General features: G+C 68.8%; 18 protein-coding genes. 16 read left to right on the top strand and 2 right to left on the bottom strand.

Going from position 1 to position 16,175, the window contains the following annotated elements:
• Positions 1 to 56: 56 nt before the first annotated feature.
• From VI078_09935 to VI078_09920, 4 genes are read left to right on the top strand one after another with little or no spacing between them, the layout of a single operon-like run.
• Entirely contained in the window at positions 57 to 788 is a 732-nt protein-coding gene (locus VI078_09935; protein HEY5999602.1) for an NAD(P)-dependent oxidoreductase, read from the top strand.
• A complete protein-coding gene (locus VI078_09930; GenBank protein ID HEY5999601.1) occupies positions 779 to 2,176 on the top strand; it encodes a TolC family protein in 1,398 nt (465 codons plus the stop codon). The genes VI078_09935 and VI078_09930 overlap by 10 nt, the downstream gene beginning before the upstream one ends.
• On the top strand, positions 2,157 to 2,759 hold the full coding sequence (locus VI078_09925; protein ID HEY5999600.1) for an ABC transporter substrate-binding protein: 603 nt from the start codon (positions 2,157 to 2,159) through the stop codon (positions 2,757 to 2,759). Before VI078_09930 ends, VI078_09925 begins: the two co-directional genes overlap by 20 nt.
• A 10-nt stretch (positions 2,760 to 2,769) precedes the next feature.
• Positions 2,770 to 3,201, top strand: a complete 432-nt coding sequence (locus VI078_09920) for a hypothetical protein (GenBank protein ID HEY5999599.1) — start codon at positions 2,770 to 2,772, stop codon at positions 3,199 to 3,201.
• A 58-nt stretch (positions 3,202 to 3,259) separates the two neighbouring features.
• Here the strand turns inward: VI078_09920 and VI078_09915 are convergent, their stop codons facing one another.
• Positions 3,260 to 4,204 (bottom strand): cation diffusion facilitator family transporter, encoded by a 945-nt coding sequence (locus VI078_09915; GenBank protein ID HEY5999598.1) that lies wholly within the window; start codon positions 4,202 to 4,204, stop codon positions 3,260 to 3,262.
• Positions 4,205 to 4,555: 351 nt separating this feature from the next.
• On the opposite strand from VI078_09915, the gene VI078_09910 reads away from it, so the two are divergent.
• The 12 genes from VI078_09910 to VI078_09855 all read left to right on the top strand — a co-directional run bounded on the left by VI078_09910 (position 4,556) and on the right by VI078_09855 (position 14,285).
• Positions 4,556 to 5,011, top strand: coding sequence for a hypothetical protein (locus VI078_09910; protein ID HEY5999597.1), 456 nt, complete (start codon positions 4,556 to 4,558; stop codon positions 5,009 to 5,011).
• A gap of 131 nt (positions 5,012 to 5,142) precedes the next feature.
• Positions 5,143 to 5,505, top strand: a complete 363-nt coding sequence (locus VI078_09905; protein HEY5999596.1) for a hypothetical protein — start codon at positions 5,143 to 5,145, stop codon at positions 5,503 to 5,505.
• A gap of 196 nt (positions 5,506 to 5,701) precedes the next feature.
• The gene (locus VI078_09900) at positions 5,702 to 6,259 is read left to right on the top strand and encodes a hypothetical protein (GenBank protein HEY5999595.1); all 558 of its coding nucleotides are present in this window, start codon (positions 5,702 to 5,704) and stop codon (positions 6,257 to 6,259) included.
• A gap of 344 nt (positions 6,260 to 6,603) precedes the next feature.
• The gene (locus tag VI078_09895; protein ID HEY5999594.1) at positions 6,604 to 6,846 is read left to right on the top strand and encodes a type II toxin-antitoxin system Phd/YefM family antitoxin; all 243 of its coding nucleotides are present in this window, start codon (positions 6,604 to 6,606) and stop codon (positions 6,844 to 6,846) included.
• A 108-nt stretch (positions 6,847 to 6,954) separates the two neighbouring features.
• Positions 6,955 to 7,911 (top strand): hypothetical protein, encoded by a 957-nt coding sequence (locus tag VI078_09890; GenBank protein ID HEY5999593.1) that lies wholly within the window; start codon positions 6,955 to 6,957, stop codon positions 7,909 to 7,911.
• Positions 7,912 to 8,058: 147 nt separating this feature from the next.
• Positions 8,059 to 8,805 carry a class I SAM-dependent methyltransferase gene (locus VI078_09885; GenBank protein ID HEY5999592.1) on the top strand — a complete coding sequence of 249 codons (747 nt, stop codon included), beginning with the start codon at positions 8,059 to 8,061 and terminating at the stop codon, positions 8,803 to 8,805.
• 25 nt (positions 8,806 to 8,830) lie between these two features.
• Positions 8,831 to 9,166, top strand: coding sequence for a hypothetical protein (locus VI078_09880; GenBank protein ID HEY5999591.1), 336 nt, complete (start codon positions 8,831 to 8,833; stop codon positions 9,164 to 9,166).
• Positions 9,167 to 9,357: 191 nt separating this feature from the next.
• Positions 9,358 to 12,096 carry a zinc-dependent metalloprotease family protein gene (locus tag VI078_09875; GenBank protein ID HEY5999590.1) on the top strand — a complete coding sequence of 913 codons (2,739 nt, stop codon included), beginning with the start codon at positions 9,358 to 9,360 and terminating at the stop codon, positions 12,094 to 12,096.
• A 153-nt stretch (positions 12,097 to 12,249) separates the two neighbouring features.
• Positions 12,250 to 12,996 (top strand): dienelactone hydrolase family protein, encoded by a 747-nt coding sequence (locus tag VI078_09870; protein HEY5999589.1) that lies wholly within the window; start codon positions 12,250 to 12,252, stop codon positions 12,994 to 12,996.
• Positions 12,997 to 13,046: 50 nt separating this feature from the next.
• Complete coding sequence (locus VI078_09865) at positions 13,047 to 13,901, top strand: pirin family protein (protein ID HEY5999588.1); 855 nt, start codon at positions 13,047 to 13,049, stop codon at positions 13,899 to 13,901.
• A gap of 78 nt (positions 13,902 to 13,979) precedes the next feature.
• A complete protein-coding gene (gene sbtA / locus VI078_09860) occupies positions 13,980 to 14,084 on the top strand; it encodes an SbtA family thio(seleno)oxazole RiPP natural product precursor (protein ID HEY5999587.1) in 105 nt (34 codons plus the stop codon).
• 6 nt (positions 14,085 to 14,090) lie between these two features.
• A complete protein-coding gene (locus tag VI078_09855; GenBank protein ID HEY5999586.1) occupies positions 14,091 to 14,285 on the top strand; it encodes a hypothetical protein in 195 nt (64 codons plus the stop codon).
• 9 nt (positions 14,286 to 14,294) lie between these two features.
• Here VI078_09855 and VI078_09850 read toward each other — a convergent pair.
• On the bottom strand, positions 14,295 to 16,175 hold a 1,881-nt coding region (locus tag VI078_09850; protein HEY5999585.1), incomplete at its 5' end, for a DNA topoisomerase.

Genomic DNA, 16,175 nt, shown 5'->3' with positions numbered 1-16,175 from the left:
CCCGCGGCGGCATTGCCGGATCGCTAAACGAAATCGCCCGGCAATCCGGAGTGTCCATGGAAATCGCCGAAAGCCTGGTGCCGGTCAAGCCGGCGGTGGCCGCGGCCGCGGCGTCCTCGTCCGCGCCGCCGAAGCTCGTGTACGTCAGCAGCCTCGCGGTCGCGGGCCCCCGCACGGCAGCCGCGCCCGCCCGGGAGGAGGACGCCCCCGCGCCGATCAACCCCTACGGCGCGAGCAAGCTGCGCGGCGAGGAGCTGCTCGCCCGCGAAGGCGCCCGCCTGCGCCGCGTGGTGGTCCGCCCGCCCTGGGTCTACGGGCCCGGCGATCGCCAGACGCTCGCGCTCTTCCGGATGGCCGCGCGCGGCTTCTTCCCGCGCGTACGCGGCGGCTGCATGCAGATCTCGCTGGTGCACGTCGACGACCTCGTGGAGGCGCTCGTGCTCGCCGGCGCCTCGGACGCCGCGGACGGCCGCGTCTACTACGCCTCCGGCGGCGCGCACACGGTGGCCGAGCTCGGCGACGCCCTGCTCGCGGCCTGCGGCGGCGGCCGGGCCCTCCACGTCCCCGGGTTCGTCTTCCGGCTGGCCGGCCTCGCGGGCGAGGCGGCCGCGGCGATCTCGCGGCGGCCGGTGCTTCTCGGCTGGCACAAGGCCTGCGAGGGGCTGCAGGAGGGATGGGTCTGCGATGACGCCCGCATCCGCGCCGAGCTGGGGTACCGTCCGCGGGTCGGGCTTGCCGAGGGTGTGGCGGGCACGCTGCTGTGGTATCGTCGCCACGGATGGCTATGAATCTCCGCAGCGCGATCGCGGTCCTCGTCCCGCTGGCGCTGGCCGGGGCCGTCGCGGTCCCCGACGCCGGCGCCGAGACGGTGCGCCTCGGCCTGCGCGCGACCGTGGAGCGCGCGGTCGCCGAGAGCCACCTGCTGAAGGCGGGCGACGCGGACGTGGCGAAGGCCGGCGAGAGCGTCCGCAAGGCGCAGTCGCAGCGGATCCTCCCGAAGGCGGAAGTCAGCCTGCGCACCGGCCTCGTCCCGGAAGCGCGCGGGAACGTGGTCTCCTCCCCGGACACCCGGGACTCGCTGGCGGGGCTCGGTCCCTACTACCGCCTCGAGCTGACGCTCGCCCAGCCGCTGTGGACCTTCGGCAAGCTCGACGCGCTCGAGACGCTGGCGCGCCAGGGCGTGGCGACCGAGGAGGCGCGCCGGGCGCTGACCCGCGAGAACGTGTCCTTCGACGCCGCGAAGGCGTACGCGACGCTCGCCGCGGCCAACCGGACCGGGGAGGTCGCCGAGGACATGCGCCGCGACTTCGACCAGCTGCAGAGCGAGGTCGAGAAGCGCCTGAACGACGCGTCCTCGGGCGTCGACGACGCCGACCTGTTCGAGGTCCGCACGCAGGCGTTCGGCATCGACCGGGCGCACCTCGGGGCGCTCGAGGTGCGCCGCCTGGCCGCCGACGCGCTGCGGGCGATGCTGGCGCTGCCGGACGCGGACGAGCCGGAGCCGATCGGCGAGCCGTCGCCGCTGGTCGAGATCGACGAGGCCGCGTTCCCCGGCGCCGTGGCGCGGGCGGTCGAGCGGCACCCGGAGGTGCGGGCGCTCGCCGCGGCCGAGCGCGCCGTGGCCGCGAACGTCGAGCTGCAGCGCAAGAGCCGCAGCCCGGTGGTCTTCCTGGCGGCCGAGGCCGGGACGGCGCACGCGGGCAACCGCGACGAGCAGGACAACCCCTGGGTGCAGGACGACTTCAACTTCTCGCGGATCGGCGCCGCGATCGGCGTCACCTGGGACGCCAACCTCCACCGCGCGAACATCGACGTCAGCGCCGCCCTCGACGAGCGGCGGGCGGTGGCGGAGCGGCTCGCCGCACTGCGCTCGAAGGTCGGCGTCGACGTGCGCCAGGCGCTGCGCGCCACGGTGCGCGAGCGCGCGCTCCTGGAGTCGGCCCGCTCGGCGCTCAAGGCCGCCAAGAGCCGGCTGCGCCTGGTGCTCGACACCTGGGAGACGGGCCTGGAGGAGGTCTCGAAGGTGCTCGACTCCTACGAGAAGTACTACGAGCTGCGGGCCGAGGAGCCGCAGCGCGAGCTGGCGCTGAACCTGGCGATCGCGCGCCTGAGCTTCGTCCTCGGGGACGTGAACCTCTACCTGGGGTGGGTGGAACGTGGGAAGGTCTCTCTGTAGGCTCGTCGCGCCGCTCGCGATCGCGTTGCTGGCCGCCGCGGCGCCGGCCGGAGCCGTGCCCGTCCCGCTGGAGGCAGTGCGGGCCTCCAACGAGGCGGTGCTCGCGATCTTCAAGGCCCATCCGGTGGTCGACGCCGCGGTCGAGAAGCAGCTGTTCGCGCTCATCGACGGCGTCACGGACTACGCGGCGATCTCCGCCGCCGCCATCGACTCCTTCTGCCCGAAGCTCACCCCGGCGCAGTGCACGCTCTTCAAAGACACCTTCACGCGGCTGCTGCGCATCACCTCGATCAAGAAGCTCGGCCGCTACCGCGCCGACCGCTTCGAGTACCTGGGCGAGGAGATCAAGGGCGCCACGGCCACCGTGCACACGCTGGCCCACTACAAGGACGACCGGATCCCGCTCGACTACCACATGGCGCTGCGCGGCTCGCAGTGGGTCATCGTCAACTACGTCGTCGACGAGGTCGACACGGTCCGCAACTACCGCAAGCAGTTCACCCAGCTGCTGGCGAAGGAGACCTTCGACCAGCTCATCGAACGCCTCAACCGCAAGATCGCGGCGCTCGAGGCGGAGAAGTAGAGGGGGCGCCATGGACGTCGCGGGGATCGACACGGAGCGGTTCAACCCGTTCGGGGCCACGGGTCAGGAGCTGCTCGCCAACGCCCTGGACGACGCGGGCCTCCTCCGCGAGGGGACGAGGATCGACGGACTGCCGGCGCGCGCGTTCCTCGAGTCCTTCCACCGCAAGCGGGCGGAGTTCCGCGAGGCGACGAAGCTCGGCTTCCTGCTGGTGCGTGACGGGACCATCGACCGCGAGCGCATGGCCGACGCGCTCGCCTACCAGCGGCGCCATCCCGGGATGAAGTTCGGCGAGGCGATCCTCGCGCTCGGCCACTGCCGGCTCGAGGACCTGGAGCGTGCGCTCGCCGTCCAGGCGAAGATCCGCGTCGACCTCGACGAGTTCGAGAGCTGCCGCGCCCAGGTCAGCGCCATCCGCGAGCGCATCGGCGCCAGCGCGTGAGCGCAAGGCCCGCTGCGCGAAGCGGGCGGCGGCCGGCGTCCCCGGTCTGATCCAGGCCCTAGGACAGGGCTCCCGCGACGTTCTCCGCCTTGGTCTTGCCTGCCTGGTAGGCGTCGTACGGCTCGAGGTGCGCCAGGACGTCCGCGACCTCCGGGAAGCGGTCGCAGATCGCGCGCTCGACCGCCTCGGCCACGCGGTGCCCCTCGCCCACGGTCGCGGCCGGGTCGACCTGGATGTGTAAATCGACGTAGACCGCAGCCTCCGCGCCGCGCGTGCGGATCGAGTGGCAGCCGAGCACGCCGGGCACGCCGAGCGCCACCGCACAGACGTCGGGGGTCGGCAGGCGCGCGGTGTCCGAGAGCGAGCGGTCCGCCTGGCGCAGCACCTGCCCCGCGGTCCAGAGGATCGCCCCGGCGACCAGCAGGGCGAGCAGCGGGTCCGCGAGCGGCCAGCCGAGCCGCACCGCCACCAGTCCGACGAGGACGCCGACGCTCACGAGGATGTCGCTGGCCGTGTGGCTGGCGTCCGCGACGAGCAGCTCGCTGCGCAACTTGCGGCCCATCCGGCGCTCCCACGTTGCGACACCGATGTTCACGCCGAGCGTCACGATCATCACGATGAAGGAGCCGGCGTCCACGCGGGGCGGCTCGCCGCCGTCGCTGAGCCGCTGCCACGCCGCCGAGCCGACCTTCCAGGATGCGAGCAGCAGCATCGCGCCGATGATCGCGGCGGCGTAGGTCTCGTACTTGGCGTGGCCGTACGGGTGGTCGCGGTCGGGCGGGCGCACAGCCACGGCGAGCCCGATGAGGCCGACGATGTTGGAGGTGCCGTCGAAGAGCGAGTGGAAGCCGTCGGCCTGCATCGAGATCGACGCGGTCGCGACGCCGTAGAAGTACTTCGCGGCGGCGACGGCGAGGTTCAGCCCGAGGATCGCCCAGAGCACGACCCGCACGCCCCGCGCGCGTGCGGCGTCGGCCCCTGTCGCGCTGCGCGTGAAACCCATGGGCGGGAATGCTACCGCTTGCGGGTTGCCTCGTCCAGAGCTACGATCCCCGCGTCTGCGCGCCTCGTTCCGTGGGCGCGCTGGGGCGGGGAACCGGGAGACAGTGATGGCGTCGCGGTGTGGACGCGGATGCTCGCTTCGGAACCGCCGTGCCTGCCTGCCGCCACCCCGACTGAAGATCGCGGCTGCGGTCCCGACGGGAGAAATCCGTCGCGATCCATCCCGTTCGGGGCGGTCGCGGGCACGACCGGACATTGCCGTTGCGGCCTATCACCTGAATTCCCATGCAACGCCGCAACGGGTGCGGATGGGTTGGGCCGTAACCACCTAAGCAACTGTTGGGCAGAGAATATGAAAAGCGCCAAGAAGTCAGATTGGAATACCGTTGAACTTCCATCTGCACGAGTGACCGTTACGCTCGGCCGGACGTTCACCTCACAGGAGATGAAGAAGATCCGGAAAGGTGTGATTCCTGAGCAAATGGAAGACAAGTGGTTTGTCTATTGGCACAACAACACTCTGTTCTTTCACCGTAGTTGGACCGGCTTCTGCGTCTATGTCGTACGGTTTGCTGATACCGGCACGAACTGGAGCATGGTCGAGGCAGATATAAATCGGGATCCAGAACAATACACAGAAACAAGCAACAAGATGGATGCCGGACTCATATCCTGGTTGATAGATGTCCTTCTTCTCCGACAGCATTCAGAATATCCAAGCGAGGAATCCAAGGATGGTCTGCAACCACTCAAGATGTGGAGCCTCGCGGGCCGTGCAATATTGGGAGAACACCCGGAAAAAGAATAGACTGCCCAACCAGGCGTTGTAGCTGACCGATCACTCTTGCAAGAGGGCTACCGTTCAATGGGCGGATACAAAGGCCGGTTCCAAGGCGCCCGCAAGCGCGCCCGCGGCTAACCGCTACGTTAGCAAAAGAGATGAACAGCGGAATCAATGCCAGTCTGATGGTGACAGGGTTCGTCTTGCTTGTTGCATGTTCGGGAAAGCCCTCGAAGACCGGAAGCGCGTTGGAAGGCGACCTGTCGTTCAAGACTGTACGTGTTGTGTTCGATCTGCCAGGCGATGATATCGGTGGGCAGGAGTCACAGGAGGTTCTGAATAGGATCAGCGACGAGATCGTCACAAGGCAATTGGCGGCGGTACGAAGTTCCGGCTTCGGCATTGGGAACATGGAAATTGTGTTGCAGTATGGGAGAGGCGGTTCCGTTGAAGAACTGCGGAGAACGATCCAAGACATCTACCCGAAAGGAAGATATCGGATCGAGGAAAAGAACAACTGACAAGACTGCAAGACCGGGCGTTGTAGCTGACGGATCACGCTTGCACTTAGGCCCTGTGAGAGGGAAAGACCAGGAAAGCTAAGGTCGATGTGTCTTCCTTTGGCGGTCATCATTACAGCGGCTTCGCTTATCCCCACACTTGCCAACAATACAGGTACAGTCAGTCACGCGAGATGAAACGAGGAGGATTCCGCACATGAAACTGAGACTCGTCGCAGCGGTCGGCATTTCGCTGTCCTGTGTTTCCTGTGCTTCGCTCTCCTATCGCTCGGTTGACATAGATTCACACACAGGACGATTTCCAACTGCTGCCAGCATTCCTGATTCGGAGATCCTTCAGTACAAGCCGACCGATATCTCCAATCTGTCGATTGTCTACCTGTCGACCTCAACACGAGATTCCTTGAAGGCCAAACAGCATGAGTTCATGCTGACAAGTGTGCGAAAGATCGGTACATGGCGAGTTACAGACAACGTGGGGGAGGCGGCTGCGGCCTGCGGCATCAAGACCGCTGAGTCGGTCAGTCTTCTCGGTTCAATGGGATGTCAGTTGCTCACGTCCCCTCCTCAATGTGCTGAAAAGATGGTACGACGACTCAATGTCTGTCGCACGAAGGAAGAACTAAACTCCTGGGTTGTGACCACGGCGTGCCGATGGATCACGCTTGCATATCGGCCCTACGATGGCGATGCTGGTGGCAAAGCACAGGCAAAGGCGGGCCGGCAAGCGCGCCCGCGGCAAATGCTACGTTAGCCTGAATAGAGAACAACTTGACAATGGCCAGAGTCTGGCTATATTCCAGCTGCAATGCGATATGAGGTCGTATTCGGGCCAGAGGCAGCGGCGACATACAAGGCACTCACGGCGCGTTTGCGTGCTGAGGTTCGGGATACGATAGAGCTGCATCTCAGACATGAACCAACCAAGACCAGTAGGAGCCGGATCAAGAGGCTGAAGGGGGTCTCCCGTCCGCAGTACAGGCTCAGGGTCGGAGAGATCCGTATCTACTACGACGTGTCTGAGGCCACCGTCGAAGTCCTCGGAATCGTCCAGAAGGGCAAGTCAGATCAATGGCTCAAGAAGGCAGGTGAACCACAATGAAGAAGGTCGCATTGTCAGAAGTGAAGGACGATCTCTCTCGTTACCTCCGTGTCGCGGAAAAGGAAGAGGTCGTCATTACCAGGCACGGCAAGCCGGCTGGGGTTCTCATCGGGTTCGAATCCGAGGACGATTGGTTCGATTACCGCCTGGAGAACGATCCTCGGTTCCTGTCTCGAATTCAGCAGGCCCGGGAGAGCATCGCCAAAGGGAAAGGCATACGGATCGAAGAGCTCGGCTAGCCAGGCGTTGTAGCCGGCGGTCCGGTCTGTCACGGTCTGCGCGGGGCACAGCCCGCGCCAGCCCGTCCCGCGGCTAAGCGCTACGTTCGGTGACAGGAGGAGAGAGCGATGGAAGGAGTGAAGGCCATCGCAGTCATCTTCATCGCGCTGGCAGGGTGCGCCACAACAGCCGCAGGCACCAAGATCGCAGTCACCAAGGACACTCAAAGGAACTTCAATGGCTTCTCCATCTCACCGCCCCAAGGATCAGGGTGGTTCGCGATCCGGCTGAAGGATGACTGGGTGGCTTTCGAGAAGAGAGCTACTTCTTTGAAACACAGAGTGATCGCAGGGGTGGATCGATACCCGGCCAAACAGGCTTTCAATACGCCAGAGGAATACCTGGCTTACGTCAGAAACACATACTTTCAGGCAAGTCCCAAGTATTACGAGGTTGTTTCGAAAGAGGCAGACCTGAATCCCAGATATGGGGAGTACTGCGTTCGCTACCAGTACAAGTACAAGGACACAGCGATGAAGCGTCCAAGAGACGTACCCTACGTGGTCCATGAAGGCCAGTGCTACGTGTGCTTGCATCCTGAGGCCAGAGAATACGAGTTCAACATCTGTTGGTCCGAAGAATATGCTCCAGGACAGGAAGACGCTGAAATTCGTGCCGAGAAGCCGGACTTCATCGAGCACTTTGCCTTTTCAAGGTTCGTTGCAGAGACTCGGATTCATGTTCTCAGCAATGTGCCCTCGACCTTCTTTACGATCTTCGCTGAGGCGGACGGCAAGCAGGTTGGCAGTTTCTCCGAATGTGGGAAGACAAGTGACGTGGCTCTGAGTCCCGGTCAACATACCCTAAGAGTCTTCTACGGGGGCCCTGGGCGAGCAAACGTCTTCAACAAGCCGGAGATAAAGTTCCAAACGGTGGAGGGCAGGTCCAACTACTTCGTAATCCTTCAGAGGGACTGGGCCGGAACGCTGATGTACAACATGAGTATTCGCGAGGTCACGGAAGAAGAGTGGACTCAGAAGGCTGGACTTGGTGCTGGCGCAGCAGCCTGTAAGGGTTACCATTAGGCATGTGCGATAGGTGGAGGCGGCGTAGTCATAGACGCCAACCAGGCGTTCTGGCCGACGGTCCGGTCTGTCACGGTCTGTGCGGAAGACATTCTGACCAGGCCGGGTGACCGAGCCTGTTCACCCCTCGAGAGGAAATTGTCTGCAATGGACATTCCACGGATCTTCAACATCACTGAGAGTGCTCACCGCATCCACAACCCGATCACTCCAGAAAAGCTCGCCACTCTCGGCGCGGCGTTGCGTCTGGAAGCGGGGACCCGCGTGCTCGATCTCGGCAGCGGTTCGGGGGAGATGCTGTGTACCTGGGCACGCGATCACGGAATCATCGGCATCGGCATCGACATGAGCCAGTTGTTTACCGAGCAAGCGAGACTTCGCGCTGAGGAACTCGGCGTTGCCGATCAAGTCACGTTCATCCATGGTGATGCTGCCGGCTACGTCTCGGACGACAAGGCCGGTGTGGCGGCCTGTGTCGGTGCCACTTGGATCGCCGGGGGAGTCGCCGGCACTATCGAGCTTCTGGCGCGGAGCCTGCGCGCCGGAGGGATCATCCTCATAGGCGAGCCTTACTGGAGGCAGTTGCCGCCGACGGAAGATGTTGCCAAGGGGTGCCGCGCCAACTCAATCCGCGACTTTCTCGTGCTTCCAGAACTTCTCGCGTCTTTCGGCCGCCTTGGCTATGATGTCGTTGAAATGGTTCTGGCTGACCAGGACGGCTGGGACAGATACGAGGCGGCAAAATGGCTCACCATGCGCCGATGGCTTGAAGCCAATCCCGACGACGAGTTGGCGAAAGATGTTCGGGCCCAACTGACCTCGGAGCCCGAACGCCACGCCGCTTACACGCGTGAATACCTGGGCTGGGGTGTGTTCGCGCTGATGCCGCGGTGATGAGTTCAGAGCCCGAGGAGCGCCCGTGAAGTACTTCGCGTTTGCGGCGATCGTCATCTGCCTGGCGCTCTGGGGCTGGACCTTCTGGTACGACCGGTCGCTGCGCGCGGAGGACCCCTTCGGGCACCGCAACCTGAAGGCCTGCCCGAAGATCGCCCCCGGGGCCTCGGAGGCCGACCTCGTCCGGGCCCTCGGCGCCCCGGAGAAGAGCGAGGAGGCGGGGGGCGTGCGTCGCCTGCAGTTCCACACCCTGCGCGTGGCCGCGGCACCGATCAGCGCGGACGTCGATCCGGCCACCGGCAGGGTGCTGGAGCTGCGCTGCCGCGACGACGTGAAGCCGACCTGGACGCTGCGGCGCTGACGGGGTCCGCGCGGGCGGGCCGGATCCCCCGGATGGGGTGATCACCCTCACTTGACAGTCCCGGCGGGCATTCTTACCTTCCCTCTAGTCACCGGTCACGGTCCAGGGACGTCGTCGAGGGAGAGCGTGTTCGTGCGGCAAGGCATTGGGCCTTTCTTTTCACGCGCGCAGCCACCAAGGAGGAGTCGGACATGAAACGCCGGAGATGTCTGTTCAACGTGGTGCCCGCACTCGTGCTGGGCGCAGTCTGCCTTGGGGGCCTGGCGCTGCCGGGCCCGGCTGAGGCGGCGAAGCCAGCGAAGCGCTCTCCCGACGGCGTCTGGACGCTGCGGCCGGGGGCGGCCAGCGTCCCCGGGGGACGGGCCTTCTCGCTGGACACGCGGGCGCTCAACCGCATCCTCGCCGCGGCTCCGTCCGAGACGGTGGCGGGCGCGCGGCGGCCCGTGCTGAGCCTGCCGCTGCCGGGCGGCGCCTTCGCCCGGTTCCGCATCGAGCGCTCGCCGATCCTCTCGCCCGCGCTGGCGCAGCGCTACCGCTCCATCAGGACCTACCGCGGCCAGGGCGTCGACGATCCGGCGGCCACGGCGCGCCTCGACGTGACGCCGCTGGGCTTCCACGCGCAGATCATCTCGCGGAGCGGGACGGTCCTCGTCGACCCGGCCGGCCGCGCCTATCGCAGCGTCCGCAAGCAGGGCCTGGCCCCGCGGCCGTTCGCGTGCGGCACCCTGGACGGCGGCGGGCCTCTCGCGCTCGCCATCGTGCCCGCGGCCCCCTCGGGTGACCGCCTCCGGACCTACCGGCTGGCGATCACGGCGACGGGCGAGTACACGACCTTCTTCGGCGGCGAGGCCAACGCCGCCGCGCAGATCGTGACGACGGTGAACCGCGCCACCGGCATCTACGAGCCGGAGGTCGCCGTGCGCTTCGTCATCGCCGCGACGCGCATCTTCACCGACCCCGCGACCGACCCGTTCCCGACCGGCAGCGTGGTCGACGACGCCCTCCTGGGCCAGAACCAGGCCGAGCTGGACGCGAATGTCGGGGCCGCCAACTACGACATCGGGCACATCGTCACGGCGGGCCCGGCCGCCGGCCTCGCCGGGATCGGGGTGACCTGCGCCGACGGTCTCAAGGCGCGCGGCGCGACCGCGCTGCCGAACCCCGTCGGCGACCCCTTCGACGTCGACGTCTTCTCGCACGTGGTCGGCCACCAGATGGGCGCGCACCACACCTTCAACGGCACGACGGACGGCTGCGGCGCCACGGGCCGCGACGCCGCGACCGCGTACGAGCCGGGCAGCGGCTCGACGATCATGGGGCTGGCCGGCCGCTGCGGCGCCGAGGACGTGCAGGCGCAGGCCGACGCCTACTTCCACACCGCGAGCTTCGACGAGATCACCGCCTTCCGCGACGGCGCGGGCGCGGCCTGCGGCGTCGAGACGCCGACGGGCAACAACCCGCCGCTGGTCGCCGCGGGGCCCGGCTTCACGATCCCGCGCGCGACGCCGTTCACGCTCACCGCGACGGCGACCGATGCCGACGGCGACGCGCTCAGCTACTGCTGGGAGCAGTTCGACCTCGGCGCCGCCACGCCGCCGCCGAACATGGCGGACGGCCCGCTCTTCCGCTCGCGCCCGCCGGTGCCGGCGCCGGCGCGGACCTTCCCCGCGCTGGCCGATCTGCTCGCCGGCACGCCGAGCCCCTGGGAGCGGCTGCCCGAGGTCGACCGGACGCTGACGTTCCGGGTCACCGCCCGCGACAACCGCGCCGGCGGCGGTGGCGTGAACCATGACGGCCTCACGCTCACCGTCAGCGGCGAGCCCTTCCTGCTGACCGCGCCGGCGTCCGGCGCCACGCTCGAGTGCGGCGATGTCGCGCCGCTGGCCTGGCAGGTCGGCGGCGGCTCCGTCGCCGCGGACGTGCGCGCGCTGTTCTCCGCCGACGGGGGCGCGACCTTCAGCGAGCTGCTCGCGTCGACCCCCAACGACGGCGCGGAGTCCATCACCGTGCCGACCTCGCTCACGGCCGCGGCGCGAGTCAGGCTCGACGCGCTCGGCAACGTCTTCTTTGCGCTCTCGGGGCCGCTCTCCGTGACCGACACCAAGCCCCCCGTGGTCACCGCGCCGCCCGATCTGCCCGCGGTGGAGTGCACCTCGCCGGCCGGCGCTTCGCCGCTGCTCGGGCTCGCGGTCGCGGCCGACCTGTGCGACGCGGCGCCCGCGGTGACGAACAACGCCCCGGCCATCTTCCCGTTCGGCACGACGACGGTGACGTGGACCGGCACGGACGCCAGCGGCAACAGCGGGACGGACGCGCAGCTGGTGACGGTGGTCGACACGACGCCGCCGTCGATCGACGCGCCGCCCGATGTGGTCGCCGAGTGCACCTCGCCGCTGGGCACGCCGGTGGACCTGGGCACCCCGGTGGTCAGCGACGTCTGCGACGACGCGGTGACCGTCACGAACGACGCGCCGGCGCTCTTCCCGCTGGGTATGACGACGGTGCTCTGGACCGCGGTGGACAACTTCGACAACAGCGCCAGCGACAGCCAGAAGGTCACGGTCAGGGACACGACGGCGCCGGTGTTCACCGTGACGCTCTCGCCCGCGGTGCTCTGGCCGCCGAACCACAGGCTGGTGACCATCCGGGCCACGATCGTCGTGCGGGACGCCTGCGACGCGGCGCCGGCGGTCCGGCTGGTCTCCGTCGTCAGCGACGAGCCGGACAACGGCCGGGGCGACGGCAACACGGTGAACGATGTCCAGGGCGTCGCGGCCGGCACCGACGACCGCGAGTTCCAGGTGCGGGCCGAGCGCGCCGGGGGCGGGGACGGCCGGGTCTACACCGTCACGTACGAGGTGCAGGACGCCAGCGGCAACGTCACGACGCACACGGCCACGGTGACGGTTCCCCACGATCAGGGCCGGTAGGGCGATACGATCACTCTCGGGGCGGCGCCGGGGTCGGCGGCGCCGCCCCCTCTCACGTGGTCCCGCCACGGGGCCGGGAGGGACGCCATGACGACGAGGCATCTGCTGGTATTCGCGCTGGTCGCGGCGGTCGTCGCGCCCGTCGCGTCCGCGATGACCGCGCGCGCGGCCGTCATCGAAGGGCGCGAGGTGCAGTACGCCTCCGGGACGACCACGCTCAGGGGGTACTTCGCGTACGACTCCGCGCTGGAAGGCAAGCGCCCCGGCGTGCTCGTCGTCCACGAGTGGTGGGGGCTCAACGACTACACGCGCCGCCGCGCCCGGATGCTCGCGGAACTCGGCTACGCCGCGCTGGCCGTGGACATGTTCGGCGACGGGAAGACCGCGGCGCACCCCGACGACGCGGGCAAGTTCGCGGGCGAGCTGACGAAGGACCCCGAGACCACCAAGGCGCGGTTCCTCGCCGGGCTCGAGTTCCTCAAGGCGCAGCCGCAGACGGACGCGGGGCGCATCGCCGCCATCGGCTACTGCATGGGCGGCGGCGTCGTGCTGAACATGGCTCGCGCCGGGCTGGACCTCAAGGGGGTCGCGAGCTTCCACGGCAGCCTCGCCCCGGTCTACAAGGCGGCGCCCGGCGGGATCAAGGCGCGGCTCCTCGTGATGCACGGCGCCGACGACACCTTCGTGCCGCCGGAGGCGGTCGCCGCCTTCAAGCAGGAGATGGCGGACGCGAAGGCCGACATGACCTTCATCGCGTACCCGGGGGCGAAGCACAGCTTCACGAACCCGGACGCGGACGAGTACGGCAAGAAGTTCAACCTGCCGCTCGCGTACAACGCCGAGGCCGACCGCGCCTCGTGGGAGGAGCTCAGGATGTTCCTCGGGCAGGTCCTCAAGTAGCCGCGCGAGGTCCGTCGCGCGCATCGGGGCGGGGAGGGAGGACAGCAGCCGTGACCGCGAAGCGCAGCGTGGCCGACATCTGGCGGAGCCGGCCGACGCTGGAGGGGGCGGGCGTCAGCCTGCACCGCGTCTTCGGCAACGAGCAGGTGCCGCGGCTCGACCCCTTCCTGTTGCTCGACGACTTCGGCAGCGCGGACCCCGCGGACTACCTCCCGGGCTTCCCGTGGCACCCGCACCGCGGCATCGAGACCGTGACGTACCTCGACCGCGGGCTGGTCGAGCACGGCGACAGCCTCGGCAACGGCGGCACGATCGGCCCGGGGGACGTGCAGTGGATGACCGCCGGCGGCGGCATCATCCACCAGGAGATGCCCAAGGCGCCCCCCGATCGCGTGCTCAGCGGCTTCCAGCTCTGGGTCAACCTCCCCGCGAAGCACAAGATGATGGCGCCGCGCTACCGCGGGCTGGTCGCGGCGGACATCCCGGTCATCGAGCTGGCCCGCGGGGTGAGCGTCAGGCTCATCGCGGGCGAGGCCGGCGGCGTGCACGGCCCGGTGCGCGACCTCGTCGTCGACGCCGCCTACCTCGACGCCGTCGCCACCCCGGGCGCCACCTGCGTCCACGTCGTGCCGGCGCGCCACCGCTGCTTCGCCTACGTGGTGGACGGGGAGGCGGCGTTCGCCGGCTCCGGGCGCGTCGACGCCGGGCAGCTCGTCCTGTTCGAGGGGAAGGGAACCGTGGCCGCAGCGGCCGGCCCGCGGGGCTGCCGCTACCTGCTCGTCTCGGGCGAGCCGATCGGCGAGCCGGTGGCCTGGTACGGCCCGATCGTCATGAACACCCAGGAGGAGCTGGAGACCGCCTTCCGCGAGTACCGCGCGGGGACGTTCCTCCGCCATTCCGCTTGACAGGCCGGGGCACCCGGCCTATCCATGGATCACAACCGATCGGCAGGCGATCGCCGGGCACAACCGAGGAGGGGCGCCATGGAGGGACGGGAGCTGAAGAAGTATCTCGCCGGGGTCAGCATCGCGAGCCTCGCCGCGGCGGGGATCACGGTCGCGACGGTCCAGGGGGCGATGTCCGGCTGAGGCGGCATGAAGATGGGTGCCGGCGGCACCCAGGCGCAGGAGCAGTCCAAGGATGATCCGCTCCTCACCCTCAACGGCAAGCCCGTGAAGGACGCCACGGAACTGCAGGCCGCGCTCGACGCGCTGGTGCCGGGAACCGCGGTGAAGATCACCTACAAGGTCAAGGGCCAGGAGCGGGTGATCGAAGGCGTGGCGAAGTAGGGCGGCCGCCTATTTTGCGCGCCGCCGGCCGCCGGCCCGCTTCTTCGCCGGGGCGGCCTCGCGGCGCGCCGCCAGCAGGCGCGCGGCCTCGCCGAGCGTCAGTTCCTCGACGCTCGTGCCCTTGGGCAGCGTCGCGTTCGTCGTCCCGTCCGTCACGTAGACGCCGTAGCGCCCGTCGCGCACCACGACCGGCGCGCCGCTGACCGGGTCCGTCCCCAGCTCGCGCAGGGGCTCGCGCGCCGCGCCGCGCCCCCGCCCGCGCTTGGGCACCGCGAACAGCGCCTCGGCCTCCGCGAGCGTCACGGTGAGCAGTTGCTCCTCGCTCGCGAGGCTGCGTGTCTTGGGTTTCTCGGCACCCGGGACGGTCTTCTCGAGGTAGGGGCCGAAGCGGCCGGAGCGCGCCACGACGGTCCCGCCGTCCGCGGCCACGCCCAGCTCGCGCGGCAGCGAGAGCAGCTGCAGCGCCTGCTCGAGGGTCACCCGGCGCGGGTCCATCGACTTGAAGAGCGATGCGCGCTTCGGCTTGTGCTTCTTGTCGCCGTCGTCCTCGCCGAGCTGCACGTAAGGGCCGAAGCGGCCGGTGCGCAGGTACACCGCGGTCCCGTCCGGGGCGTGCCCGATGGGCTCCTCGCCCTGGCTGGCGGCGGCCAGCAGCTCGAGCGCCTTCGCGACGGTGATCTCGTCGGGGGCGAGCCCCTCGGGGACGCTCGCCCGCTGCTCCCCCCACTCGAGATACGGGCCGAAGCGCCCGACGCGCAGCGCGATGGCGCGCCCCTCGTGCTCGCCGAGCGCGATCGTGCCGATCTGTTTCGGGTCGATCTCGGCGGCATGCTCGGTGACGATCGCGTGCAGGCCCGGCCGGTCGCCGCGGTAGAACTCGTCGAGGAAAGCCTGCCGCTGCAGCCCGCCGAGGGCGATCGCGTCGAGCCGGTCCTCCATCTCGGCGGTGAAGGAGTAGTCGACGAGCGTCGGCGCCAGCCGCTCCATGAGCTGCACGACCGCGAAGGCGACCGGCGTCGGCACGAGCGCCGGCCCGCGCTTGACGGCGTACTCGCGGTCGAGGATGGTGCCGATGATGCTCGCGTAGGTCGAGGGGCGCCCGATGCCCAGCTCCTCGAGCTTCTGCACGAGGCCGGCCTCCGTGTAGCGCGCCGGCGGCTTCGTGCGATGGCCGGCGGGGCGCGCCTCCGCCACCTGCGCCACGTCGCCGGCCGCCAGCGGCGGGAGCGTGGCCTCGCGCTCGCCCTCGGCGCCCGCCTCCGGCTCGTCCGCGCCCTCGATGTAGGCGCGCAGGAAGCCGTCGAAGAGGACGGTCTTGCCGCGCGCCACCAGCTCGGCCGCCTTCGCGACGCCGGCGCCGTCGCCCGCGAGGGCCGCGTCGAACGTCGCCGCCACGGACTTGAGCAGCGCGTCCTTCATCTGCGAGGCGACCGTGCGCTTCCAGATCAGCTCGTAGAGGCGCGCGTCGCCGCCGCCGATCTCCCGCTCGACCTCGTCCGGGTCGCGGAACCGCTCCCCGGCGGGCCGGATCGCCTCGTGCGCCTCCTGCGCGTTGCGCGACTTCGCCTCCCAGGAGCGCGGGCGCTCCGGCAGGTACTCGCCGCCGTAGCGCGACTGCACCAGCGCCCGGGCCGCGGACACGGCCTGGTCCGAGAGCTTGACGCTGTCGGTGCGCATGTAGGTGATGAAGCCGTTCTCGTAGAGCCGCTGCGCGCTCTCCATCGCGCGGCGGGCCGTCATGCCCAGCTTGCGCCCCGCCTCCTGCTGCAGCGTCGAGGTCGTGAAGGGGGGCTTCGGCGAGGACGAGAAGCGCTTCTCCTCGACGCCGCGCACCCGCGCCGGGCGCCCCGCGAGGCCGCCGGCGAGCCGCGCGGCGGCCGCCTCGTCGAG

The organism is bacterium, assembly GCA_036524115.1.
Classification (GTDB): Bacteria; JAUVQV01; JAUVQV01; order JAUVQV01; family DATDCY01; genus DATDCY01.
Note: the sequence above shows the minus strand (reverse complement) of the source record. Positions and strands in the feature narration are given on the sequence as shown.